The organism is Pseudomonas sp. GM30, from assembly GCF_000282275.2.
Lineage (GTDB): Bacteria > Pseudomonadota > Gammaproteobacteria > Pseudomonadales > Pseudomonadaceae > Aquipseudomonas.
This window is the reverse complement of record NZ_AKJP02000027.1, coordinates 174,077-197,487: the sequence shown is the minus strand read 5'-3', so window position 1 is coordinate 197,487 and position 23,411 is coordinate 174,077. Positions and strand designations below refer to the sequence as shown.

At 61.4% G+C, this 23,411-nt stretch carries 17 protein-coding genes and 1 pseudogene; 16 read left to right on the top strand and 2 right to left on the bottom strand.

Going from position 1 to position 23,411, the window contains the following annotated elements:
* Positions 1 to 382 precede the first annotated feature (382 nt).
* From hutU to PMI25_RS18630, 16 genes are all read left to right on the top strand, one after another.
* Entirely contained in the window at positions 383 to 2,068 is a 1,686-nt protein-coding gene (hutU, locus tag PMI25_RS18705; protein WP_007961754.1) for a urocanate hydratase, read from the top strand.
* Between the two features lie 163 nt (positions 2,069 to 2,231).
* Positions 2,232 to 3,704 carry a purine-cytosine permease family protein gene (locus tag PMI25_RS18700; RefSeq protein ID WP_007961755.1) on the top strand — a complete coding sequence of 491 codons (1,473 nt, stop codon included), beginning with the start codon at positions 2,232 to 2,234 and terminating at the stop codon, positions 3,702 to 3,704.
* 69 nt (positions 3,705 to 3,773) lie between these two features.
* Positions 3,774 to 4,742, top strand: a complete 969-nt coding sequence (locus tag PMI25_RS18695; RefSeq protein WP_007961756.1) for an ABC transporter substrate-binding protein — start codon at positions 3,774 to 3,776, stop codon at positions 4,740 to 4,742.
* 84 nt (positions 4,743 to 4,826) lie between these two features.
* On the top strand, positions 4,827 to 5,678 hold the full coding sequence (locus PMI25_RS18690) for an ABC transporter permease (protein ID WP_007949591.1): 852 nt from the start codon (positions 4,827 to 4,829) through the stop codon (positions 5,676 to 5,678).
* Entirely contained in the window at positions 5,675 to 6,505 is an 831-nt protein-coding gene (locus PMI25_RS18685) for a quaternary amine ABC transporter ATP-binding protein (protein ID WP_007961757.1), read from the top strand. Before PMI25_RS18690 ends, PMI25_RS18685 begins: the two co-directional genes overlap by 4 nt.
* Before the next feature lie 154 nt (positions 6,506 to 6,659).
* Entirely contained in the window at positions 6,660 to 8,183 is a 1,524-nt protein-coding gene (gene hutH / locus PMI25_RS18680; protein ID WP_007961758.1) for a histidine ammonia-lyase, read from the top strand.
* Positions 8,184 to 8,299: 116 nt separating this feature from the next.
* Positions 8,300 to 9,832 carry a histidine ammonia-lyase gene (gene hutH / locus PMI25_RS18675; RefSeq protein WP_007961759.1) on the top strand — a complete coding sequence of 511 codons (1,533 nt, stop codon included), beginning with the start codon at positions 8,300 to 8,302 and terminating at the stop codon, positions 9,830 to 9,832.
* A gap of 102 nt (positions 9,833 to 9,934) precedes the next feature.
* Complete coding sequence (hutI, locus tag PMI25_RS18670; protein WP_007961760.1) at positions 9,935 to 11,140, top strand: imidazolonepropionase; 1,206 nt, start codon at positions 9,935 to 9,937, stop codon at positions 11,138 to 11,140.
* A 10-nt stretch (positions 11,141 to 11,150) separates the two neighbouring features.
* Complete coding sequence (hutG, locus tag PMI25_RS18665; RefSeq protein ID WP_007961761.1) at positions 11,151 to 11,954, top strand: N-formylglutamate deformylase; 804 nt, start codon at positions 11,151 to 11,153, stop codon at positions 11,952 to 11,954.
* A gap of 260 nt (positions 11,955 to 12,214) precedes the next feature.
* Positions 12,215 to 13,186, top strand: coding sequence for a prolyl aminopeptidase (gene pip / locus PMI25_RS18660; protein WP_007961762.1), 972 nt, complete (start codon positions 12,215 to 12,217; stop codon positions 13,184 to 13,186).
* On the top strand, positions 13,183 to 13,620 hold the full coding sequence (dtd, locus tag PMI25_RS18655) for a D-aminoacyl-tRNA deacylase (RefSeq protein ID WP_007961763.1): 438 nt from the start codon (positions 13,183 to 13,185) through the stop codon (positions 13,618 to 13,620). The genes pip and dtd overlap by 4 nt, the downstream gene beginning before the upstream one ends.
* Positions 13,621 to 13,972: 352 nt before the next feature.
* Positions 13,973 to 15,757 (top strand): glucan biosynthesis protein G, encoded by a 1,785-nt coding sequence (locus PMI25_RS18650; RefSeq protein ID WP_167734086.1) that lies wholly within the window; start codon positions 13,973 to 13,975, stop codon positions 15,755 to 15,757.
* Positions 15,750 to 18,320 (top strand): glucans biosynthesis glucosyltransferase MdoH, encoded by a 2,571-nt coding sequence (mdoH, locus tag PMI25_RS18645; RefSeq protein ID WP_007961766.1) that lies wholly within the window; start codon positions 15,750 to 15,752, stop codon positions 18,318 to 18,320. The genes PMI25_RS18650 and mdoH overlap by 8 nt, the downstream gene beginning before the upstream one ends.
* 358 nt (positions 18,321 to 18,678) lie before the next feature.
* Positions 18,679 to 19,476, top strand: a complete 798-nt coding sequence (locus tag PMI25_RS18640) for a transporter substrate-binding domain-containing protein (protein ID WP_003220833.1) — start codon at positions 18,679 to 18,681, stop codon at positions 19,474 to 19,476.
* A gap of 154 nt (positions 19,477 to 19,630) precedes the next feature.
* The gene (locus PMI25_RS18635; protein ID WP_007961768.1) at positions 19,631 to 20,590 is read left to right on the top strand and encodes an amino acid ABC transporter permease; all 960 of its coding nucleotides are present in this window, start codon (positions 19,631 to 19,633) and stop codon (positions 20,588 to 20,590) included.
* Positions 20,583 to 21,317, top strand: coding sequence for an amino acid ABC transporter ATP-binding protein (locus PMI25_RS18630; RefSeq protein WP_007961769.1), 735 nt, complete (start codon positions 20,583 to 20,585; stop codon positions 21,315 to 21,317). Before PMI25_RS18635 ends, PMI25_RS18630 begins: the two co-directional genes overlap by 8 nt.
* Before the next feature lie 159 nt (positions 21,318 to 21,476).
* Here PMI25_RS18630 and PMI25_RS29970 read toward each other — a convergent pair whose 3' ends face one another.
* Together PMI25_RS29970 and PMI25_RS29965 are read right to left on the bottom strand one after the other, a co-directional pair.
* Entirely contained in the window at positions 21,477 to 22,190 is a 714-nt protein-coding gene (locus PMI25_RS29970) for a methyl-accepting chemotaxis protein (RefSeq protein WP_371262571.1), read from the bottom strand.
* Positions 22,191 to 22,331: 141 nt separating this feature from the next.
* Positions 22,332 to 23,276 (bottom strand): annotated as a pseudogene (locus tag PMI25_RS29965) (methyl-accepting chemotaxis protein); the annotation flags it as partial.
* Between the last annotated feature and the right edge of the window lie 135 nt (positions 23,277 to 23,411).

Here is a 23,411-nt window from a genome sequence, read left to right as displayed (position 1 = left end):
GCGCTCCATCGGGGATAAATCCCCTCACCACAATTGCATTCCAGTTCCTGTTTCCCTCGGCGCACCAACTTGTTACCGAACGCCCCAGCGTGGCGCAAAACCACGGGTTCGTAGCGATCCGCCGAATCCTCAATTCCTCCCCGCAAAAATTTTCATCCACGCCGCAACCCTTGTCTCAGGCGCTCTGCAGCCCTGTCCGCCATTTTTCCTGAACGCGCCTCCAACAAGTTGGCCGCTTGATTGCATATGCTTGTATGTACAAGTAAAGACGTATGCGTATAAGTCCGCAGCGTCCACTGATTCGCTTGTCGCGCATTGAGGCGCACAGGCTGCTTGCCCACTGCCAGGGTTGGTTTGAATTGATCGCTGAGGAGTCTTTTTCGTGACTGACACAAAACCTACTAAATACCGTGACGTCGAGATCCGCGCTGCACGCGGCAACAAGCTGACCGCCAAGAGCTGGCTGACCGAAGCGCCGCTGCGCATGCTGATGAACAACCTCGATCCGGAAGTGGCCGAGAACCCGAAAGAGCTGGTGGTCTACGGTGGTATCGGTCGCGCTGCGCGTAACTGGGATTGCTACGACAAGATCGTCGAGAGCCTGACCAAACTGAACGACGACGAGACCCTGCTGGTGCAGTCCGGCAAACCGGTCGGCGTGTTCAAGACTCACAGCAACGCCCCGCGCGTCCTGATCGCCAACTCCAACCTGGTGCCGCACTGGGCGAGCTGGGAACACTTCAACGAACTCGACGCCAAGGGCCTGGCCATGTACGGCCAGATGACCGCCGGCAGCTGGATCTACATCGGCAGCCAGGGCATCGTTCAGGGCACCTACGAAACTTTCGTCGAAGCCGGTCGCCAGCACTACAACGACAACCTCAAAGGCAAATGGGTGCTCACCGCAGGTCTGGGTGGCATGGGCGGTGCTCAGCCACTGGCCGCTACCCTGGCCGGTGCCTGCTCGTTGAACATCGAATGCCAGCAGGTGAGCATCGATTTCCGCCTGAAAAGCCGTTATGTCGACGAGCAGGCCAAAGACCTCGACGACGCCCTGGCGCGCATCGCCAAATACACCGCCGAAGGCAAAGCGATCTCCATCGCCCTGCTGGGCAACGCGGCAGAAATCCTGCCGGAGCTGGTCAAGCGCGGCGTGCGCCCGGATATGGTCACCGACCAGACCAGCGCCCATGACCCACTCAACGGCTACCTGCCGGCGGGCTGGACCTGGGACGAGTACCGCGCCCGCGCCAAGACCGAGCCGGCTGCCGTGATCAAGGCCGCCAAGCAGTCGATGGCCGTCCACGTCAAAGCGATGCTGGCGTTCCAGAAACAAGGCATTCCGACCTTCGACTACGGCAACAACATCCGTCAGATGGCGCAAGAAGAAGGCGTGGAAAACGCGTTCGACTTCCCAGGCTTCGTACCAGCCTACATCCGCCCACTGTTCTGCCGTGGCATCGGCCCGTTCCGCTGGGCGGCGCTGTCCGGTGACCCGCAGGACATCTACAAGACCGACGCCAAAGTCAAAGAGCTGATCCCCGACGACGCGCACCTGCACAACTGGCTGGACATGGCCCGCGAGCGCATCAGCTTCCAGGGTCTGCCGGCACGTATCTGCTGGGTCGGCCTGGGCCTGCGCGCCAAGCTCGGTCTGGCGTTCAACGAAATGGTGCGCAGCGGCGAGCTGTCGGCACCGATCGTGATCGGTCGCGACCACCTCGACTCCGGTTCGGTCGCCAGCCCGAACCGCGAAACCGAATCGATGCAGGACGGTTCCGACGCCGTGTCCGACTGGCCACTGCTCAACGCTCTGCTGAACACCGCGAGCGGTGCGACCTGGGTCTCGCTGCACCACGGCGGTGGCGTGGGCATGGGCTTCTCGCAGCACTCGGGCATGGTGATTGTCTGCGACGGTACTGACGAAGCGGCCGAGCGTATTGCGCGCGTGCTGCACAACGACCCGGCGACCGGTGTCATGCGCCACGCCGATGCCGGTTACCAGATCGCTATCGATTGTGCGAAGGAGCAGGGTCTGAACCTGCCGATGATTACCGGCGGCAAGTAACACGCTTTGGCTTTATGTGGGAGCGAGCTTGCTCGCGAAAGCAATCTGTCAGCCAGCACAGATGTTGAATGTGCTGGCCAATTCGCGAGCAAGCTCGCTCCCACAGAAAAGCAGCCCTACCGAAGCTCAGTGAACAATTAAAACAATCCACAGAGGTTGAATCATGGCTGTAACCCCCGATCGTGCAGGCAACAAACCGTTGATTGAAAGGCGTTCGATCGACTACATCCCGGAAGCGGAAAGACACGGTCGTCTGTTGAGCCAGTTCACCCTGTGGATGGGTGCGAATCTGCAAATCACCGCGATTGTCACCGGGGCTCTGGCCGTGGTGCTGGGCGGGGATGTGTTCTGGTCGTTGATCGGTCTGTTGATCGGTCAACTGCTGGGCGGCGGGGTGATGGCGTTGCACGCGGCGCAAGGGCCGAAACTTGGCTTGCCGCAGATGATTTCCAGCCGCGTGCAATTCGGCGTCTACGGCGCGGCGATCCCGATCGTGCTGGTGTGCCTGATGTACCTGGGCTTCACCGCCACCGGTACGGTGCTGTCCGGCCAGGCGCTGGGCCAGTTGTTTGGCGTCAGCGACACCGTCGGCATCCTGCTGTTCGCCAGTGTCATCGTGGTGGTCACCGTGCTCGGTTATCGGGTGATCCACTGGATCGGCCGGGTCGCCAGTGTCATCGGCGTGATTGCCTTCGTTTACCTGTTCAGCCGTCTGCTGAGCCAGGTGGATGTGGGCGCGCTGTTGCAGCTCCGCCACTTCAGCTGGAGCAGCTTCCTGCTGGCGGTGTCACTCGCGGCGTCCTGGCAGATCGCTTTCGGCCCTTATGTGGCGGATTATTCGCGTTACCTGCCGAGCAAGGTTTCCTCGGTGAAAACCTTCTTTGCCGCTGGCGCAGGTTCGGTCATCGGCGCGCAGGTGGCAATGGTGCTGGGCGTGTTCGCAGCAGCTTCGGCCAACGGCCAGTTCGCCGGCCATGAAGTGGCCTACATCGTCGGACTGGGCGGCACCGGCGCCACCGCCGCGCTGCTGTACTTCAGCATCGCCTTCGGCAAGGTCACCATCTCGACGCTGAACTCCTACGGCAGCTTCATGTGCATTGCCACCATCATCAGTGGCTTCCGTGGGCATCTGACGGTCTCGCGCCTGCAGCGTCTGGTGTTCGTGCTGGTGATCGTCGGCGCGGCCACCCTGATCGCGCTGCTCGGTCAGCACTCGTTCCTCGGTGCATTCAAGTCGTTCATCCTGTTCCTGCTGGCGTTCTTCACGCCCTGGAGCGCGATCAACCTGGTCGATTACTACTGCATCACCCGCGAGCGCTACGACGTGCCGGCGCTGGCTGATCCGAACGGTCGCTACGGGCGCTGGAACCTGCTCGGGATCAGCGTCTATGTGTTCGGCGTGCTGGTGCAACTGCCGTTCATCTCCACCAAGTTCTACACCGGCCCGCTGGTGGCTGCCCTCGGTGATGTGGATATCTCCTGGATCATCGGTCTGGTGCTGCCTGCTGCCCTCTATTACGTGTGCGCAAAAAAATGGCACGGCTCGGTGCCTGATCAACTGATTCTGCCGGTCGAGCAGAACAGCGTTGTACCACCTGAAAAAAGTGGGGCCGGGCGCGCTGCGGCGCAGGCCTGATTGGACGTGGACAGGGCTGGATGCCTCTTGACTGCCGTAAGCCAATTCATGATTAGGAGCGTCGCAACAATGAAATCGAACAAGACCCTGCTCACCACACTGTTGTCCATGGGCCTGCTGGCCAGTGCCGGTGCCACTCAGGCAGCCGGTTGGTGCGAGTCCGGTAAACCGGTGAAATTCGCCGGCCTGAACTGGGAAAGCGGCATGCTGCTGACCGACGTGCTGCAAGTGGTGCTGGAGAAAGGTTACGACTGCAAGACCGACAGCCTGCCGGGCAACTCCATCACCATGGAAAACGCCCTGAGCAGCAACGACATTCAAGTGTTCGCCGAAGAATGGGTCGGCCGCAGCGAGGTCTGGAACAAGGCCGAGAAGGCCGGCAAAGTCGTCGGTGTCGGCGCCCCGATCGTCGGCGCAATCGAAGGCTGGTACGTGCCGCGCTATGTGATCGAAGGCGACGCCAAACGCAAGATCGAGGCAAAAGCCCCGGACCTGAAAAACATCGCCGATCTGGGCAAATACGCGGCTGTTTTCAAAGACGCCGAAGAGCCGTCCAAGGGCCGTTTCTACAATTGCCCGGCGGGCTGGACCTGCGAGCTGGACAACAGCGAAATGCTCAAGAGCTACGGCCTGGAAAACACCTACACCAACTTCCGCCCGGGCACCGGCCCGGCCCTGGATGCGGCGGTGCTGTCGAGCTACAAGCGTGGCGAGCCGATCCTGTTCTATTACTGGTCGCCAACCCCGCTGATGGGCCAGATCGACGCGGTCAAGCTTGAAGAAAAACCGGGCGTCGACAAGAGCGTGAGCATCAAGGTCGGCTTGTCGAAAACCTTCCATGAGCAGGCGCCGGAACTGGTGGCCGTGCTGGAAAAGGTCAACCTGCCGATCGACCTGCTGAACCAGAACCTGGGACGCATGGCTAAGGAACGTATCGAGTCGCCAAAACTGGCGAAAATCTTCCTCAAGGAACATCCTGAGGTCTGGCACGCGTGGGTCAGTGACGACGCAGCCAAGAAAATCGACGCGGCGCTGTAGGTCGATACCTCCCGGTCAACCGTGAGGCTGGCCGGGAGATATGCCGTAAATCGCTTGATTGAGATTTCTGATTGAGAGCCGCTTATGTTTCCCGAAAGCTTTACCTTTTCCATCGCCGACTGGGTCAACGGTTGGGTCGATTCGCTGGTCACCAACTACGGTGATGTGTTCCGCCACATCTCGGACACCCTGCTGTGGGCCATCGTCAACCTCGAAGGTCTGCTGCGTGCGGCGCCGTGGTGGCTGATGCTGGCGATCGTCGGCGTCGTCGCTTGGCACGCCACGCGTAAAGTGGTGACCACTGCGGTCATCGTCGGTCTGCTGTTCCTCGTGGGCGCTGTCGGCCTGTGGGACAAACTCATGCAGACCCTGGCGCTGATGATGGTCGCGACGATCATTTCGGTGCTGATCGGCATTCCGCTGGGGATCCTCTCGGCGCGCAGCAATCGCCTGCGTTCGGTGCTGATGCCGTTGCTCGACATCATGCAAACGATGCCAAGTTTCGTGTACCTGATCCCGGTACTGATGCTGTTCGGTCTGGGCAAGGTCCCGGCGATTTTCGCCACGGTGATCTACGCCGCGCCGCCGCTGATCCGCCTGACTGATCTGGGCATTCGCCAGGTTGACGGCGAAGTGATGGAAGCCATCAACGCCTTCGGTGCCAATCGCTGGCAGCAACTGTTCGGTGTGCAACTGCCGCTGGCCCTGCCAAGCATCATGGCCGGGATCAACCAGACCACCATGATGGCCCTGTCGATGGTGGTGATCGCCTCGATGATCGGCGCCCGTGGCCTGGGTGAAGACGTGCTGGTGGGGATTCAGACCCTCAACGTCGGACGTGGCCTCGAAGCCGGTCTGGCGATCGTGATTCTCGCAGTGGTCATCGACCGCATTACTCAGGCGTACGGTCGGCCACGGCATGAGGTGAGCAAATGAACAACGCAACCGTGAGCAAGATCGAAGTCAAAAACGTCTTCAAGATTTTCGGCAACCGCGCCAAGGACGCACTGGCGATGGTCGGCCAGGGCAAGACCAAGGATCAGGTGCTGAACGAAACCGGTTGCGTGGTCGGGGTCAACGACCTGTCGCTGAGCATCGGCACCGGTGAGATCTTCGTGATCATGGGCTTGTCCGGATCCGGCAAATCGACCCTGGTGCGCCACTTCAATCGTTTGATCGACCCCACCAGCGGCGCGATCCTGGTCGACGGCGTGGACATCCTGCAATACGACATGGAAGCGCTGCGCGAATTTCGCCGGCACAAGATCAGCATGGTGTTCCAGAGCTTCGGCCTGCTGCCGCACAAGACCGTGATCGAGAACGTCGCCTACGGCTTGAAAGTGCGCGGCGAGAGCAAGCAACTGTGCGCCGAACGCGCGTTGCACTGGATCAACACCGTCGGCCTCAAAGGTTACGAAAACAAATACCCGCACCAGCTCTCCGGCGGCATGCGTCAGCGCGTGGGCCTGGCCCGTGCGCTGGCGGCGGATACTGACATCATCCTGATGGACGAAGCGTTCAGTGCGCTCGACCCGCTGATCCGCGCCGAGATGCAGGACCAGTTGCTGGAGCTGCAAAAGACCCTGCACAAGACCATCGTCTTCATCACCCACGACCTCGACGAGGCCGTGCGCATCGGCAATCGCATTGCGATCCTCAAGGACGGCAAGCTGATTCAGGTCGGCACCCCGAGAGAGATCCTGCATTCGCCGGCGGATGAGTATGTTGACCGGTTCGTGCAGCGGCGTGCGGCGGTGGTTTAGTGGACTAAGGGCGAGACTGCTTTTGTGGCGAGGGAGCTTGCTCCCGCTCGAGCGCGCAGCGGTCGCAAAAATTTTGGGCCTGCTTCGCAGTCCAGCGGGAGCAAGCTCCCTCGCCACAGGTTGGTGTATCAACAGAATTGGCATGAGGTTTTAGATGTCCCAGGCTGAAAAAATCATCATCACCGGCAACCCCCTGCGTTGGCAGGACGTGGTCGCCGTCGCCCGTCACGGCGCACAACTGGAGCTGTCGAGCGAGACCTGGGCGCGCATCGAAAACGCTCAGGGCATCGTTCAGCGTATCGTCGAAAGCGGCGAGCGTGCCTATGGCGTCAACACCGGTCTGGGCGGTCTGTCCAACGTCTCGCTGAAGGACGAGCAACTCAGCCAGCTGTCGCGCAACACCTTGCTCAGCCACGCCTGTGGCGTCGGCCCGGTGCTGCCCGATGAGCAGACCCGCGCGATCATCTGCGCGGCGATTCACAACTATAGCCACGGCAAATCCGGCATTCATCGCCGCGTGGTCGAAGGGCTGCTGGCGCTGCTCAATCGCGGCATCACCCCACAGGTTCCATCGCAAGGTTCGGTCGGTTACCTGACGCACATGGCACACATCGGCATCGCCCTGCTGGGCGTCGGTAATGTCAGCTATCGCGGGCAGATCACCTCGGCGCAACAGGCGCTGGCCGAAGAAGGCCTGCAACCGGTGCAGCTCGGTGCGAAAGACGGCTTGTGCCTGGTCAACGGCACGCCGTGCATGACCGGCCTCAGTTGCCTGGCGATTGCCGACGCGACACGCCTGGTGCAGTGGGCCGATGTGATCGGCGCCATGAGCTTCGAAGCGCAGCGCGGGCAGATTGCCGCGTTCGACGCCGAGATCATCGCGCTCAAGCCGCACCCGGGCATGCAGCAGGTCGGGAGCAATCTGCGGGCCTTGCTCGATGGCAGTGAAGTGATCGCGGCGAGCAAAGGCATTCGCACTCAGGATGCGCTGAGTATCCGTTCGATCCCGCAGGTGCACGGCGCGGCGCGCGATCAACTGGACCACGCGATTAAACAGGTGGAAGCCGAGCTCAACGGCTGCACCGATAACCCGTTGCTGTTGGGCACGCCGGAGAATTTCCGGGTGATGTCGCAAGCCAACCCGCACGGCCAGTCGGTGGCGATGGCGGCGGATCTGCTGGCGATTGCCATGGCTGAAATAGGCTCGATTGCCGAGCGCCGCCTCGATCGTCTGGTCAACCCGCACGTCAGCGGTCTGCCGGCGTTTCTGGTGGCCAACCCGGGGGTGAACTCCGGGATGATGATCGTGCAATACGTCGCCGCTTCGCTGTGTGCCGAGAACCGCCAATTGGCGCAACCGGCAGTGCTCGACAACTACGTCACCTCGGGCCTGCAGGAAGACCACCTGAGCATGGGCACCAGCGCCGCGCTGAAGCTGCACCGCGCCCTGGAAAACTGCACGCAGATTCTCGCCATCGAGTACCTGCTGGCGGCACAGGCCTTTGAATTCCTCAAGGAGCAGCGCTTTGGCGCGGGCACTGACCGGGCGTGGCGCCTGCTGCGTGAAACCGTCCCGGCCTACGATCAGGATCGCTGGCTGGCGCCGGATATCGCCGCCGCCGCCAGCGTGCTGAAAAACCCGAATGCGCTGCACAACGTATTAACGAATCTGCACTGACAACTACCCATACCAGCGTGCCAAGGCGCGGATCGTCCACAAGACGAGAAACGACGGATAACGGAATGCTCCGGAGCGACTGGTAGTTAATAACAATGTTCAAAAGGAGCATTTTAATGACTGCGCTGAACCTGATTCCGGGCCAACTGAGCCTGGCCCAACTGCGTGACGTTTATCAGCAACCGGTCAAGCTGACCCTCGACCACAGCGCTGCGGCGCAGATCGAGGCCAGCGTCGCCTGCGTCGAGCAGATCCTCGCCGAGAATCGCACCGCCTACGGCATCAACACCGGGTTCGGCCTGCTGGCTTCGACCCGCATTGCCAGCGAAGACCTGGAAAACCTCCAGCGTTCGCTGGTGCTGTCCCACGCCGCCGGCGTCGGCCAGCCGATCAGCGATGAGCTGGTGCGCCTGATCATGGTGCTCAAGGTCAACAGCCTCAGCCGTGGTTTCTCCGGCATCCGCCGCGTGGTGATCGACGCGCTGATCGCGCTGATCAACGCCGAGGTGTATCCGCACATTCCGCTCAAAGGTTCGGTGGGCGCTTCTGGCGATCTGGCACCGCTGGCGCACATGTCGCTGGTGCTGCTGGGTGAAGGCAAGGCGCGTTACAAGGGCGAGTGGATGGAAGCCACCGAGGCGCTGAAAGTCGCCGGTCTGACCCCGCTGACCCTGGCGGCGAAAGAAGGTTTGGCGCTGCTCAACGGCACTCAGGTATCCACCGCATTTGCCCTGCGCGGTCTGTTCGAAGGTGAAGACCTGTTTGCCGGTGCGCTGACCGTTGGCGGGCTGACGGTGGAAGCGGTGCTCGGTTCGCGCTCGCCGTTCGATGCACGTATTCACGCCGCTCGAGGCCAGAAAGGTCAGATCGATGCTGCAGCCGCATATCGCGATCTGCTCGGCGAGCGCAGCGAAGTGTCCGATTCGCACCAGAACTGCGAAAAGGTTCAGGACCCGTACTCCTTGCGCTGCCAGCCACAAGTCATGGGCGCCTGCCTGACCCAGTTCCGCCAGGCCGCTGAAGTGTTGGTGGTCGAAGCCAACGCCGTCTCCGACAACCCGTTGGTATTCGCCGCTGAAGGCGATGTGATTTCCGGCGGTAACTTCCACGCCGAACCGGTGGCCATGGCCGCCGACAACATGGCCCTGGCCATCGCTGAAATCGGCTCGCTGAGCGAACGCCGTATCTCGCTGATGATGGACAAGCACATGTCGCAACTGCCGCCGTTCCTGGTGGCCAATGGCGGTGTGAACTCCGGTTTCATGATCGCTCAGGTGACCGCCGCTGCATTGGCCAGCGAGAACAAGGCGCTGGCGCATCCGCATTCGGTCGACAGTCTGCCGACTTCGGCCAACCAGGAAGACCACGTGTCGATGGCTCCGGCCGCCGGCAAGCGTCTGTGGGAAATGGCTGAAAACACTCGCGGGATTCTTGCGGTGGAATGGCTGGCGGCGGTGCAGGGGCTGGATCTTCGCAACGGTCTGAAGACCTCGGCCAAGCTGGAACAGGCGCGGGCGATTCTGCGGCGCGAAGTGCCGTTCTATGAGAAGGACCGCTTCTTTGCGCCGGACATCAATGCGGCGACTGAACTGTTGGCGTCGCGGTGCTTGAGCGAATTGGTTCCGGCGAAATTGCTGCCTAGCCTGTAATGGCCTCTTCGCGAGCAGGCTCGCTCCCACAGGGGAATGCATTTCAACTGTGGGAGCGAGCCTGCTCGCGAAATCGATTCTGAATACTGTGGAGACTAAGGGATGAAAACCCTCTGGCAACACTGCCACGTCGCAACCATGGCGCAGGGCGTCTACTCGATCATCGAGGATGCGGCCATCGTGACGTCCGGTGCGCACATCGAGTGGATCGGTCCGCGCAATCTGCTGCCGTCCGGCGAATACCCGGCGGTCAATGATCTGCAAGGCGCGTGGGTGACCCCGGGCCTGATCGACTGCCACACCCACACGGTGTTCGGCGGCAACCGCAGCGGCGAATTCGAAAAGCGTCTGCAAGGTGTCAGCTATGCCGAGATCGCGGCGCAGGGCGGCGGCATCGCCAGCACCGTGCGCGCCACCCGTGAAGCGACTGAAGACGAGCTGTTCGCCAGCGCCGCCAAGCGCCTGAAAAGCCTGATGCGCGACGGCGTGACCACGGTCGAGATGAAGTCTGGCTACGGTCTCGATCTGGCCAGCGAACGCAAGATTCTGCGGGTCATTCGTCGCCTGGAAAAAGAGCTGCCGATCAGCGTGCGCAGCACCTGTCTGGCCGCCCACGCGCTGCCGCCGGAGTACAAGGATCGCGCTGACGACTACATCGAGCACATCTGCGCCGAGATGCTTCCGGCGCTTGCCGCCGAAGGGCTGGTCGATGCGGTGGATGCGTTCTGCGAGTACCTGGCGTTCTCGCCGGAGCAAGTCGAGCGGGTGTTCATCACCGCACAAAAACTTGGTCTGCCGGTAAAGCTGCACGCCGAACAACTGTCGTCGCTGCATGGTTCCAGTCTGGCGGCGCGGTATCACGCGTTGTCCGCCGATCATCTGGAATTCATGGATGAAGACGACGCCATCGCCATGGCCAAAGCCGACACCGTCGCGGTGTTGTTGCCGGGAGCGTTCTACTTCCTGCGCGAAACCCAACTGCCGCCGATGGACGCGTTGCGCAAGCACAAGGTCAAGATCGCCATCGCCAGCGACCTCAACCCCGGCACCTCACCGGCGCTGTCGTTGCGCTTGATGTTGAACATGGCCTGCACCTGTTTCCGCATGACCCCGGAAGAAGCCCTGGCCGGTGCGACTATCCATGCCGCACAAGCGCTGGGTATGGCTGACACCCATGGCTCACTGGAGGTCGGCAAGGTCGCGGATTTCGTCGCCTGGCAAATCGATCGTCCGGCGGACCTGGCCTATTGGCTCGGTGGTGATCTGGACAAACGCGTCGTGCGTCACGGCGTCGAATCAAGTCTGTAGGAGAGCGGTTGTGGATAAGGTTCTGAGTTTCAAACAAGGTCGCGTGCCCCTGCTGATCAGCATGCCGCATGCCGGTGTGCGCCTGACGCCTGCGGTCGAGGCCGGGCTGATAGCGGATGCGAAAAGCCTGCCGGACACCGACTGGCACATTCCGCAGCTCTACGATTTTGCCGAAGAGCTGGGTGCCAGCACCCTGGCGGCCGAGTACTCGCGGTTTGTCATCGACCTCAACCGTCCGTCCGATGACAAGCCGTTGTATGCCGGCGCCACCACCGGGCTGTACCCGGCGACGCTGTTCGATGGCATTCCGTTGTTCCGCGAAGGGCTGGAGCCCACCAAAGCAGAACGCGCAACTTATCTGGAACATATCTGGGCACCGTATCACCGCACCCTGCAGCAAGAGCTGGCACGGCTGAAGGCTGAATTCGGTTACGCGCTGCTGTTCGACGCGCATTCGATCCGTTCGATCATCCCGCACCTGTTCGACGGCAAACTGCCGGACTTCAACCTCGGCACCTTCAACGGCGCCAGTTGCGATCCACAGCTGGCGACGCAGCTCGAAGCAATCTGCGCGCGGCATGGCAATTACAGTCACGTGCTCAACGGACGCTTCAAGGGCGGCCACATTACCCGCCACTACGGCAACCCGGCCGAGAACATCCACGCCGTGCAACTGGAATTGGGCCAGTGCACCTACATGGAAGAATTCGAACCGTTCCGCTACCGCGCCGATCTGGCCGAGCCGACGCGGGTGGTGCTCAAGGAGTTGCTGCAGGGCTTCTTGAACTGGGGCAAATCCCGCCATACCACCTGACTCGCAGAGAAAATTGTGGCGAGGGAGCTTGCTCCCGCTCGACGGCGCAGCCGTCGTAAACCGGCAATCCGGATTCAACCGGAACACTCGGCTGACTGTTTTGGGGCTGCTCCGCAGCCCAGCGGGAGCAAGCTCCCTCGCCACAGATTTTGATTCATGTCCTCAGGCATGCTCATTGACGTAAATCGGGTTTATGATGCCGAACGGCAGAATAATAGAAGTCCCCCCAGGGATGACCTCGACCCCTTACGGAGCGCGCAATGCAGACATTGTTTCCGCAGATCAAACCCCACGCCCGGCACGATCTGGCTGTCGATGACACCCATACGCTGTACGTCGACGAAAGCGGTTCGCCGGAAGGCTTGCCGGTGGTGTTCATCCACGGCGGCCCGGGTGCCGGTTGCGACGCGCAGAGCCGTCGCTATTTCGATCCGAACCTGTATCGCATTGTCACCTTCGACCAGCGCGGCTGCGGACGCTCCACCCCGCACGCCAGCCTGGAAAACAACACCACCTGGGATCTGGTCGCCGACCTTGAGCGTATCCGCAAGCACCTGGGCATCGACAAATGGGTGCTGTTCGGCGGTTCCTGGGGTTCGACCCTGGCGCTGGCCTACGCGCAAACCCACCCGGAGCGCGTACACGGTCTGATCCTGCGTGGGATCTTTCTCTGCCGTCCGCAGGAAATCGAGTGGTTCTATCAGGCCGGTGCCAGCCGTCTGTTCCCCGATTACTGGCAGGATTACATCGCGCCGATCCCGCTGGAAGAGCGCGGCGATCTGCTCAGCGCTTTCCACAAGCGCCTCGTCGGCAACGACCAGATTGCCCAGATGCACGCGGCCAAGGCCTGGTCGACCTGGGAAGGGCGCACTGCGACCCTGCGCCCGAACCCGCTGGTGGTCGACCGTTTCTCCGAGCCGCAGCGCGCCCTGTCGATCGCGCGGATCGAGTGCCACTACTTCACCAACAACGCGTTCCTTGAGCCGAATCAGCTGATTCGCGACATGGGCAAGATCGCCCACCTGCCGGGGGTGATCATTCACGGTCGCTACGACGTGATCTGCCCGCTGGACAACGCCTGGGAACTGCATCAGGCCTGGCCGAACAGCGAGCTGCAGGTGATTCGCGACGCCGGTCACGCCGCCTCCGAGCCGGGCATCACCGATGCGCTGGTACGCGCCGCGAGCAAAATGGCTCGCCGCCTGCTTGACCTGCCGCCCGAAGAAGCATGAAGGGCCTGTTACAGCGCGTGTGCGGTGCACGGGTCGAAGTGGCGGGCGAGATCGTCGGCGCGGTGGATCAAGGATTGCTGGTACTGGTGGCGGTCGAACCCGACGATACCCGTACCAGCGCCGACAAACTTCTGCATAAGCTGCTTAACTATCGGGTATTCAGTGACGCCGAGGGCAAGATGAATCTGTCCCTGGCGGATGTGGGCGGCGGGTTGCTGCTGGTCTCTCAGTTCACCCTGGCTGCCGACACCAAGAGTGGGTTGCGTCCGAGTTTCTCGACCGCGGCCCCTCCGGCATTGGGCGAGGAATTGTTCGACTATCTATTGGGCAAAGCGAAACAGATGCATGGCACTGTGGCATCAGGTAGATTCGGCGCGGATATGCAGGTGCACCTGGTCAACGATGGCCCGGTAACCTTCCTGTTACAGACATGAAAGCGCTTGAAACATCTTTTCAAGGGCTTTTCGACTGAAAACAGGCGTTTTTCGCGATAAATACTTTGTTACCCCTGATGCGTTGTCACGCGGGCTACTAGATAATCGCGCGCTATGGGGATCAGCGTTCGCTGTTCCATTTTTGACTTAGGTAGAGGCTTGTCTGGATCCGATTGGGGAATCATTTTGCCCCAGCGGAGTCGGAACAATGCTCGCCAACTTGGCAAGGGTGCGCTGGGAGGTCGGCTTTTCAAAGTCGAAAACCCCACAGGCACTTAATCTGGCCGTTGGTTTTTTGATCTGTTTTCGGCGAGGGTTGCTCGTGATTGTTAGTCCCTGTAATGCAGCAAAAATGTCTGCCAAACGCATGCGAAGTGCCCTGGTAGCGGGTTCGGCGCTCCTGTGCCTGCTCAGCGCCGGCCAGCTTTGGGCGTTCAATCTTGACGATGTATCAGCCAAGGCTAAAGAGCTCGCCGGGCAGAAATTCGAAGCCCCGCGCAGCAACCTGCCGAACGAATTCCGCGACATGAAGTTCGCGGACTATCAGAAAATCCGCTTCCTCACCGAAAAGGCTGAGTGGGCCGATCAGAAGACCCCGTTCAAGCTGTCCTTCTATCACCAGGGCATGCACTTCGATACGCCGGTGAAAATCAACGAAATCACGGCGAACACCGTCGAAGAGATCAAGTACGATCCGACCCGCTTCGATTTCGGCGACCTCAAGTTCGATCCGAAAGCCACTGAGCAACTGGGCTACGCCGGTTTCCGTGTGCTGTACCCGATCAACAAGGCCGACAAGCAAGACGAAATCATGACCATGCTTGGCGCGAGCTACTTCCGCGTCGTTGGCAAGGGTCACACCTACGGTCTGTCGGCCCGTGGTCTGGCCATCGATACCGCGCTGCCGTCGGGCGAAGAGTTTCCGCGTTTCCGCGAGTTCTGGATTCAACAGCCGAAGCCGGGCGACAAGCATCTGGTGATTTTCGCTCTGCTGGATTCGCCGCGCGCCACCGGTGCCTACCGCCTGATCCTGCGTCCGGGCAGCGACACCATTGTCGACGTCAAGGCGCAGATGTTCCTGCGTGACAAGGTCGGCAAACTGGGCATCGCACCGTTGACCAGCATGTTCCTGTTCGGCGCCAACCAGCCGTCGAAAGTCCTCAACTACCGTCGTGAACTGCACGACTCCAGCGGTCTGTCGATCCATGCCGGCAACGGCGAGTGGATCTGGCGTCCGCTGAACAACCCGAAACACCTGGCCGTGAGCAACTTCAGCGTCGAGAACCCGCGTGGTTTCGGTCTGCTGCAGCGTGGTCGCGACTTCAGCCACTACGAAGACCTCGACGACCGTTACGACAAGCGTCCAAGCGCCTGGATCGAGCCGAAGGGCGAGTGGGGCAAGGGCACTGTTGATCTGGTAGAGATTCCGACTGCCGACGAAACCAACGACAACATCGTTGCGTTCTGGAGCCCGGAAACCATGCCGGAGCCAGGCAAGCCGCTGGACTTCGCCTACCGTCTGCACTGGACCATGGACGAAGCGGCGATTCACGCCCCGGACAGCGCCTGGGTCAAGCAGACCCTGCGTTCGACCGGTGACGTCAAGCAGTCGAACCTGATCCGTCAACCGGATGGCAGCGTTGCCTACCTGGTCGACTTCGAAGGTCCATCGCTGGCGGCTCTGGCCCCGGATGCCGACGTACGCAGTCAGGTCAGCGTTGGCGACAACGCCGAGCTGGTCGAGAACAGCGTGCGTTACAACCCGGAAACCAAGGGCTGGCGCCTGACCCTGCGGATGAAAATCAAGGACGCGAGCAAGTCCACCGAGATGCGTGCCGCGCTGGTACAGCCAGTGGTCACCGCTGATCTGGCCAAGTCTTCGGTACCGGCGTCGAATTCGTCGGTGGCCAAGGCGGACAAGGTTGCGGCCAAGCAACAAGAGAAGGACGAGAAGGAAGCCAAGGCAGCCGAGGCCAAACAGGCCGACGCCAAGCCAGCCGCAGATGCCAAGGACAAGGCCAACAAAGACGCCAAGCAGCCAGCGGCTGCGAATGCGGCCCCAGCCACACCGGAATCGGCACCGACTGAAGAAGTCCTGACCGAGACCTGGAGCTATCAGTTGCCTGCCGATGAGTAACTCTCAAGTACAGCCAGAGACTCTGTCCGAGTATCTGGCGCATCTGCCGATGACCGACGAGCAGCGCGCGGAACTCGCGGGCTGCCAGTCCTTCAGCGAATTGCACCAGCGCCTGTCGTCGTCAACGTTCGACGCGCCTGCCGAAGCCGCCCAGGCTTCGGTGGGCAAGCGCCTGACCCTGAGCACCGCCGAGGAGCTGGAAGAGGCGGAAATGCTGGTGCTCGACGCCAGCGGTCGGGTCAGTATGAAGGCGACACCGCCGATCCGTCGGACCAAAGTCGTGCCGGAGCCATGGCGCACCAATATTCTGGTGCGTGGCTGGCGCCGCCTGACCGGGCGCACCAATCCGCCACAGCCGCCGAAGGACGAAAACGTGTTGCCGGCGGCGCGCTGGCGTACCGTCGGTTCGATCCGTCGCTACATTCTGTTGCTGCTGATGCTCGGCCAGACCATCGTTGCCGGCTGGTACATGAAAGGCATCATGCCGTACCAGGGCTGGTCGTTCGTCGATCTGGACGAAGTGCTGCACCAGCCGCTGCTGCAAACCGCCACGCAAGTGCTGCCGTATGCGCTGCAGACTAGCATCCTGATCCTCTTCGGGATTCTGTTCTGCTGGGTCTCGGCCGGTTTCTGGACGGCACTGATGGGCTTCCTCGAGTTGCTCACCGGTCACGATAAATACCGTATCTCCGGCAAAAGTGCGGGCAACGAGCCGATTCCGAAAGACGCCCGTACTGCGCTGGTAATGCCGATCTGCAACGAAGACGTGCCTCGGGTATTCGCCGGTCTGCGCGCCACCTTCGAGTCGGTCGCCGCTACCGGTGATCTGGATCGCTTCGACTTCTTCGTCCTCAGCGACAGTAACGACACCGATATCTGCGTCGCCGAGCAACAGGCCTGGCTGGATGTCTGCCGCGAAGCCAAAGGCTTCGGCAAGATCTTCTATCGCCGCCGCCGTCGTCGCGTCAAACGCAAGAGCGGCAACCTCGACGACTTCTGCCGTCGCTGGGGTGGTGACTACAAATACATGGTCGTGCTCGACGCCGACTCGGTGATGAGCGGCGAGTGCCTGACCAGTCTGGTGCGCCTGATGGAAGCCACGCCGGACGCCGGGATCATCCAGACCGCGCCGCGTGCGTCGGGCATGGACACCCTGTATGCACGCATGCAGCAGTTCGCCACCCGCGTGTACGGCCCGCTGTTCACCGCCGGTCTGCACTTCTGGCAGTTGGGTGAATCCCACTATTGGGGTCACAACGCAATCATTCGGATGAAGCCGTTCATCGACCACTGCGCCCTGGCGCCGTTGCCGGGCAAAGGTGCGTTCTCCGGGGCAATCCTGTCTCACGACTTCGTTGAAGCCGCGCTGATGCGCCGTGCCGGTTGGGGCGTGTGGATTGCCTACGACCTGCCGGGCAGTTACGAAGAGTTGCCGCCGAACCTGCTCGACGAGCTCAAGCGTGACCGTCGCTGGTGCCACGGCAACCTGATGAACTTCCGCCTGTTCCTGGTCAAAGGCATGCACCCGGTGCACCGCGCGGTGTTCCTGACGGGCGTGATGTCCTACCTGTCGGCGCCGTTGTGGTTCTTCTTCCTCGTGCTGTCCACCGCGCTGCTGGCGGTGAACACGCTGATGGAGCCGCAATACTTCCTTGAACCGCGTCAGCTCTATCCGCTGTGGCCGCAATGGCACCCGGACAAAGCGATCGCGCTGTTCTCGACCACCATCGTGCTGCTGTTCCTGCCGAAACTGCTGAGCATCATCCTGATCTGGGCCAAGGGCGCGAAAGAGTTCGGTGGCAAGTTCAAGGTGACCCTGTCGATGCTGCTGGAGATGCTGTTCTCCATGCTGCTGGCGCCGGTACGGATGATTTTCCACACCCGTTTCGTCCTCGCCGCGTTCCTCGGCTGGGCCGCGACCTGGAACTCGCCGCAGCGTGACGACGACTCCACGCCTTGGAGCGAGGCGGTCAAGCGCCACGGTCCGCAGACCCTGTTGGGCTTCTGCTGGGCGCTGCTGGTGATCTGGCTGAACCCGAGCTTCCTGTGGTGGCTGGTGCCGATCGTCGGTTCGCTGATGCTGTCGATCCCGGTGTCGGTGATTTCCAGCCGTGTCGGTCTGGGCCTGAAGTCCCGTGACGAGAGCCTGTTCCTCATCCCAGAGGAATACAATCCGCCACAGGCGCTGCTGGCGACCGATCAGTACACCCACGAGAACCGCTGGCATGCACTGAACGACGGCTTCATCCGCGCCGTGGTCGATCCGCAGCAGAACGCCCTGGCGTGCTCGCTGGCGACGGCCCGTCACGGTCAGGCCGAGCCGATCGAGTGGCTGCGTCAGGAGCGTGTGCGTCACGCCCTGAAGGCGGGGCCGGCAGCCCTGAGCAACCATGATCGCTTGCAACTGCTGAGCGATCCAGTAGCGCTGGCGCGTCTGCACGAGTTGGTCTGGTCCGAAGATCACAAGGAATGGCTGGATGCCTGGCGTGCTTCGGTGAAAGCCGATCCGCATGCGCCGCTGCTGCCACTCAAGCCTGTGAGCTTGCAGGCGCAACCGGCCTGATGAAGAAACCCCGCTAACTAGCGGGGTTTTTTTATGGCGCTGAAAAGCCCCCTCACCCTAACCCTCTCCCGGAGGGAGAGGGGACTGACCGGATTGGATATTCGAGTTGCATCGACCTGAGAAATCGAGTCGAACTTAGCTTTCGAATATTTCCCCGATCGGCTCCCTTTCCCCCTCTCCCCTCTGGGGAGAGGGCTGGGGTGAGGGGTGGCCTTTGAATGTTAAACAAATCGTCCATTAAACCTTGTGCAAAAAATCGAGTGCGTTAGCATCCGTCCCCGAATTGGCGCACCCGGACAATCTTGTCCATTTTTGTCGGTTTTCGCGCCGCACATGCAATGGTTTTGGGGACTTGAAGATGAAGAAGTATCTGTCGATGCTGCTGGTCGGCGTCACGGCACTGGTTGCAGTCAATGCGGCGCACGCCGGTGCAATCGATGACGCGGTCAAGCGCGGCACGTTGAAAGTCGGTATGGATCCGACCTACATGCCGTTCGAAATGACCAACAAGCGTGGCGAGATCATCGGCTTCGAAGTCGACATCCTCAAAGCCATGTCCAAGGCCATGGGCGTCAAGCTCGAGCTGGTCTCCACCGGTTACGACGGGATCATCCCGGCCCTGATGACCGACAAGTTCGACATGATCGGCAGCGGCATGACCCTGACTCAGGAACGCAACCTGCGCCTGAACTTCAGCGAACCGTTCATAGTGGTCGGCCAGACCCTGCTGATCCGTAAGGAGCTGGAAGGCACCATCAAGTCCTACAAAGATCTGAACACCGCCGACTACCGCATCACCTCCAAACTCGGCACCACCGGTGAAATGGTTGCCAAGAAGCTGATCGCCAAAGCCAAGTACCACGGCTACGACAACGAGCAGGAAGCCGTGCTCGACGTGGTCAATGGCAAGGCCGACGCGTTCATCTACGACGCGCCGTACAACGTGGTCGCGGTGAACAAGGTCGGCGCCGGCAAACTGGTGTTCCTCGACAAGCCGTTCACCTACGAGCCACTGGCCTTCGGTCTGAAGAAAGGTGACTACGACAGCATCAACTTCATCAACAACTTCCTGCACCAGATCCACGAAGACGGCACCTACGATCGCATCCATGACAAGTGGTTCAAGAGCACCGAGTGGCTCAAGGACATGGAATAACGCCGGTCAGCCAGACCGCGTCGTCTCCTTCGCGAGCAAGCTCGCTCCCACAGTGTTTTAGGTGAACACAAATTTTGTGTCCGGCACTGAGCTTGTGGGAGCGAGCTTGCTCGCGAAGAGTGCCTCCCAGGCAACACAAATTCCGGAACCTGCAATGAAACAGAAAAAAGCCCAATGGCCCTGGCACGTCCTGACCGTGCTGGTGCTGGTCGGCCTGGCGGGCGCGTTGTATTACGCCACGTCGCTGATGTCCTACGAATGGCGCTGGAACCGTGTGCCGCAGTACTTCGCCTATCAGGCCGAAGAAACCCAGCGTGCCACCGATATCTCCACCGTCACCGAGCTGGTGCGCAAGGGTGGCAGCGCGCAAGTCACTCTGCGCAACGACGCCGGTGACGAGCAGCACCTGACCGTCGACGAAAACAGCCTGCAATTCGCTCAGGGCGACGATGTGGCGGAAGGTGACGTCGTGGGCGTGACCCGGCATTGGGCGGCAGGTCCGCTACTGTGGGGCCTTTGGACGACGCTGTGGCTTTCGGTAGTGTCCGGTGTACTCGGGCTGTTGATCGGACTGATCACCGGGCTGTGCCGCCTGTCGAACAACCCGACCCTGCGCGACCTGTCGAGCATCTACGTTGAGCTGGTGCGCGGCACGCCGTTGCTGGTGCAGATCTTTATCTTCTACTTCTTCATCGGCACGGTGATGAACCTGTCCCGCGAGTTCGCCGGGATCGCCGCGCTGTCGCTGTTTACCGGCGCCTACGTGGCCGAGATCATCCGTTCCGGCGTGCAGTCGATTGCCCGCGGGCAGAACGAAGCGGCGCGTTCGCTGGGTCTGAGTGCTGGCCAGTCGATGCGCCATGTGGTGCTGCCGCAAGCGTTCAAACGCGTGCTGCCACCGTTGGCCGGGCAATTCATCAGTCTGGTCAAGGACACCTCGCTGGTGTCGGTGATCGCGATTACCGAACTGCTGAAAAGCGGCCGTGAAGTCATCACCACCTCGTTCTCGCCGTTCGAGATCCTGTTCTGCGTTGCCGGCCTGTACCTGTTGATCAACCTGCCGCTGTCGAAAATCGCCAGCCGTCTTGAGCGGAGGCTCGCGCAAAGTGATTGAAGTCCGCGATCTGGTAAAAGTCTTCGACACCCGTGGCCAGGTAGTCCGGGCGGTGGATAACGTCACCACGTCTGTCGCCAAGGGCGAAGTGCTGGTGGTGATCGGGCCGTCCGGCTCGGGCAAGTCGACCTTCCTGCGTTGCCTCAATGGCCTGGAAGAATTCGACTCGGGCTCGGTGAGCATCGACGGCCTGCAACTGGCCGACCCGAAAACCGACGTCAACGCCTACCGTCGCGAAGTCGGCATGGTTTTTCAGCACTTCAACCTGTTCCCGCACATGACCGTGCTGGAAAACCTTTGCCTGGCGCAGAAAGTCGTGCGCAAGCGTGGGCAGAAGGAAAGTGAGGCCAAGGCCCTGGCGTTGCTGGAAAAGGTCGGTATTGCGCAGAAGGCGCGGGAATACCCGTCACGCCTGTCCGGCGGTCAGCAACAGCGCGTGGCAATTGCCCGGGCGCTGGCGATGGACCCGAAAGTGATGCTGTTCGACGAACCGACGTCGGCCCTCGACCCGGAAATGGTCGGCGAAGTGCTGGATGTGATGAAGAACCTGGCCGTGGAAGGCATGACCATGGTCTGCGTGACCCACGAAATGGGTTTCGCCCGGGAAGTGGCGGATCGGGTGCTATTCTTCGATCACGGCAAACTGCTGGAAGATGCTTCGCCGGCGGAGTTCTTCGATGCACCGAAGGATCCGCGCGCCCAGGCCTTCCTGCGTCAGGTCCTTTAAAAGCAGCGGCCTTGGAGGCCGCTAATCGCGAGCAGGCTCACTCCTACAGTGGTTTTGTGTTGTTGCACAAAAGGTGTGAACACCGCAAAACCTGTAGGAGTGAGCCTGCTCGCGATGGCTTTCCCTCGGTCCACAGTGAACCGAGGTCGATGCATCACCTCAAACCTTGAACCGCCCCACCAGCATCTGCAGATGCGTCCCCAGCCGCGCCAGCTCAACACTCGACGCCGCCGTTTCTTCACTCGCCGCCGACGTCTGGTCCGACACATCCCGCACATTCAGCACGCTACGGTTGATCTCCTCAGCCACAGCGCTCTGCTGCTCGGCCGCTGCGGCGATCTGCTGGTTCATCGCCTGAATCGCCGATACGGTACGGGTGATGCTTTCCAGTGAGCCACCGGCACGGCGGGTCAGTTCGACGCTGCTGTCGGTCAGGCTGCGGCTGTTGTCCATGATCGTCGCCACTTGCTGGGTGCCGTTCTGCAGGCCGACGATGAGCTCTTCGATCTCTTCGGTGGACTTCTGCGTGCGCTGGGCGAGGCTGCGCACTTCATCGGCGACCACCGCAAAACCACGTCCGGCCTCACCGGCGCGGGCCGCTTCGATGGCCGCGTTGAGCGCCAGCAGGTTGGTTTGCTGGGCGACGGACTTGATCACGTCGAGCACGCTGCCGATCTTGTCGCTCTCGCGCTTGAGCTCGCCCATGGCCTCGGTGGAGTGGCCGACTTCAACTGCCAACCGCTCGATCTGCGCGATGGCTTCACCGACCACCTTGTCGCCTTCGCGGGCTTGCTGGTCGGCCGCCACGGCGGCTTCGGAAGCCTCCTCGGCGTTGCGCGCGACTTCCTGCACGGTGGCGGCCATTTCGTTCATGGCGGTGGCGACCTGGTCGGTCTCGACTTTCTGATTGTTGACCCCGGCACTGGTCTGCTCGGTGACCGCCGACAGTTCCTCGGCAGCGCTGGCGATCTGCGTGACGCCGTCGCTGATGCCACCGATCAGCTCGCGCAGGCCTTGGGTCATGCTCTGCATCGAGCGCTGCAGTTGGCCGAGTTCGTCGCGGCGTTGCGAGACCAGATTGTGGGTCAGGTCGCCAGCGGCCACGCGCTCGGCGACCTTCAGGGTCTGGTTCAGTGGAATGATGATCTGCCGGGTGATCGCCCACGCGGCCAGCAAACCGAAGGCCACGGCCAGCAGGGTGGCGATGATCAGCATGTTCTTGGCGTGCGCGGCATCGGTATCGCGCACCACGGTTTGTGATTCGGTGAGCTTTTTGCTGACGTCGAGCAGGATGTCGCCCTGAGCGGTCATGGTTGCCCCGGCCTTGGCATTGTTGACCTGCGAGTCGCGGAACTGAGCGACCGCCGCGCGATAAGCCTTGATCGAGTCGGTGGCCTGTTGCAGGTTGGCGATGTGCTGTTCGGGCAGTTTCGCCGGCAGGCTGTCGAGGTTTTTCAGCGCATTGTCGATGGCGTCCAGCGCGGGCTGCTCCGCCTCGGCCTTGCCGCTGTAGGTGTAGCCGCGCACCTGATAGCGCGCTTGCTGCAACAGTTTGCTCAGTTCGATCACGCTGTTGAACTGCGCGACGCTGTCACCCTGCAGCATGGATTTCTCGACTTCCGAGACTTTGGCCACGGCATTGTCGGCGCTGGCGCCGAGCTTGCTGCGCGCGTCCTCACGCTGCACGGTGGCCTGTGTCATGTCGGCGAAGGCGCGTTTGTACTCGGCGACAGCGGCCAGTTGCTGATCGACCATGGCCGCATCTGCGGGCTGCTCGATCAGGTCGCGCGCGGTTTGCAAGCCGCTGGCGAGTTTGGCCAGTAACTCGTTAACCGCGCCCGGGCCTTGTTCGCCACGACGCGCTTCATAGTCCAGGCGCGCCAGGCGCAGGTCCTTGGTCAGTTCATTGAGGCTGGAGATGAAGCCGAGCTTGTCGCCACGGCTGATGATGCCGCTCATGCCGGTCCAGCCGGTAAAGGTAATCAGCAGGGTGAGCAACAGCACCAGGCCGAAACCGATGCCCAGCTTGCGTTTGACGCTGACGTTCCCAAGATTCTCGGCTAACCAACGGTACATGCGACGACTCCCCTCGGA

Excerpts from the sequence above, each read along its gene's own strand:
- PMI25_RS18700 (WP_007961755.1), top strand. The coding sequence starts at position 2,232 with ATGGCTGTAACCCCCGATCGTGCAGGCAACAAACCGTTGATTGAAAGG.
- PMI25_RS18695 (WP_007961756.1), top strand. The coding sequence starts at position 3,774 with ATGAAATCGAACAAGACCCTGCTCACCACACTGTTGTCCATGGGCCTG.
- PMI25_RS18690 (WP_007949591.1), top strand. The coding sequence starts at position 4,827 with ATGTTTCCCGAAAGCTTTACCTTTTCCATCGCCGACTGGGTCAACGGT.
- PMI25_RS18685 (WP_007961757.1), top strand. The coding sequence starts at position 5,675 with ATGAACAACGCAACCGTGAGCAAGATCGAAGTCAAAAACGTCTTCAAG.
- hutH (WP_007961758.1), top strand. The coding sequence starts at position 6,660 with ATGTCCCAGGCTGAAAAAATCATCATCACCGGCAACCCCCTGCGTTGG.
- hutH (WP_007961759.1), top strand. The coding sequence starts at position 8,300 with ATGACTGCGCTGAACCTGATTCCGGGCCAACTGAGCCTGGCCCAACTG.
- hutI (WP_007961760.1), top strand. The coding sequence starts at position 9,935 with ATGAAAACCCTCTGGCAACACTGCCACGTCGCAACCATGGCGCAGGGC.
- pip (WP_007961762.1), top strand. The coding sequence starts at position 12,215 with ATGCAGACATTGTTTCCGCAGATCAAACCCCACGCCCGGCACGATCTG.
- dtd (WP_007961763.1), top strand. The coding sequence starts at position 13,183 with ATGAAGGGCCTGTTACAGCGCGTGTGCGGTGCACGGGTCGAAGTGGCG.
- PMI25_RS18650 (WP_167734086.1), top strand. The coding sequence starts at position 13,973 with ATGTCTGCCAAACGCATGCGAAGTGCCCTGGTAGCGGGTTCGGCGCTC.
- mdoH (WP_007961766.1), top strand. The coding sequence starts at position 15,750 with ATGAGTAACTCTCAAGTACAGCCAGAGACTCTGTCCGAGTATCTGGCG.
- PMI25_RS18640 (WP_003220833.1), top strand. The coding sequence starts at position 18,679 with ATGAAGAAGTATCTGTCGATGCTGCTGGTCGGCGTCACGGCACTGGTT.
- PMI25_RS18635 (WP_007961768.1), top strand. The coding sequence starts at position 19,631 with ATGAAACAGAAAAAAGCCCAATGGCCCTGGCACGTCCTGACCGTGCTG.
- PMI25_RS29970 (WP_371262571.1), bottom strand. The coding sequence starts at position 22,190 with ATGAACGAAATGGCCGCCACCGTGCAGGAAGTCGCGCGCAACGCCGAG.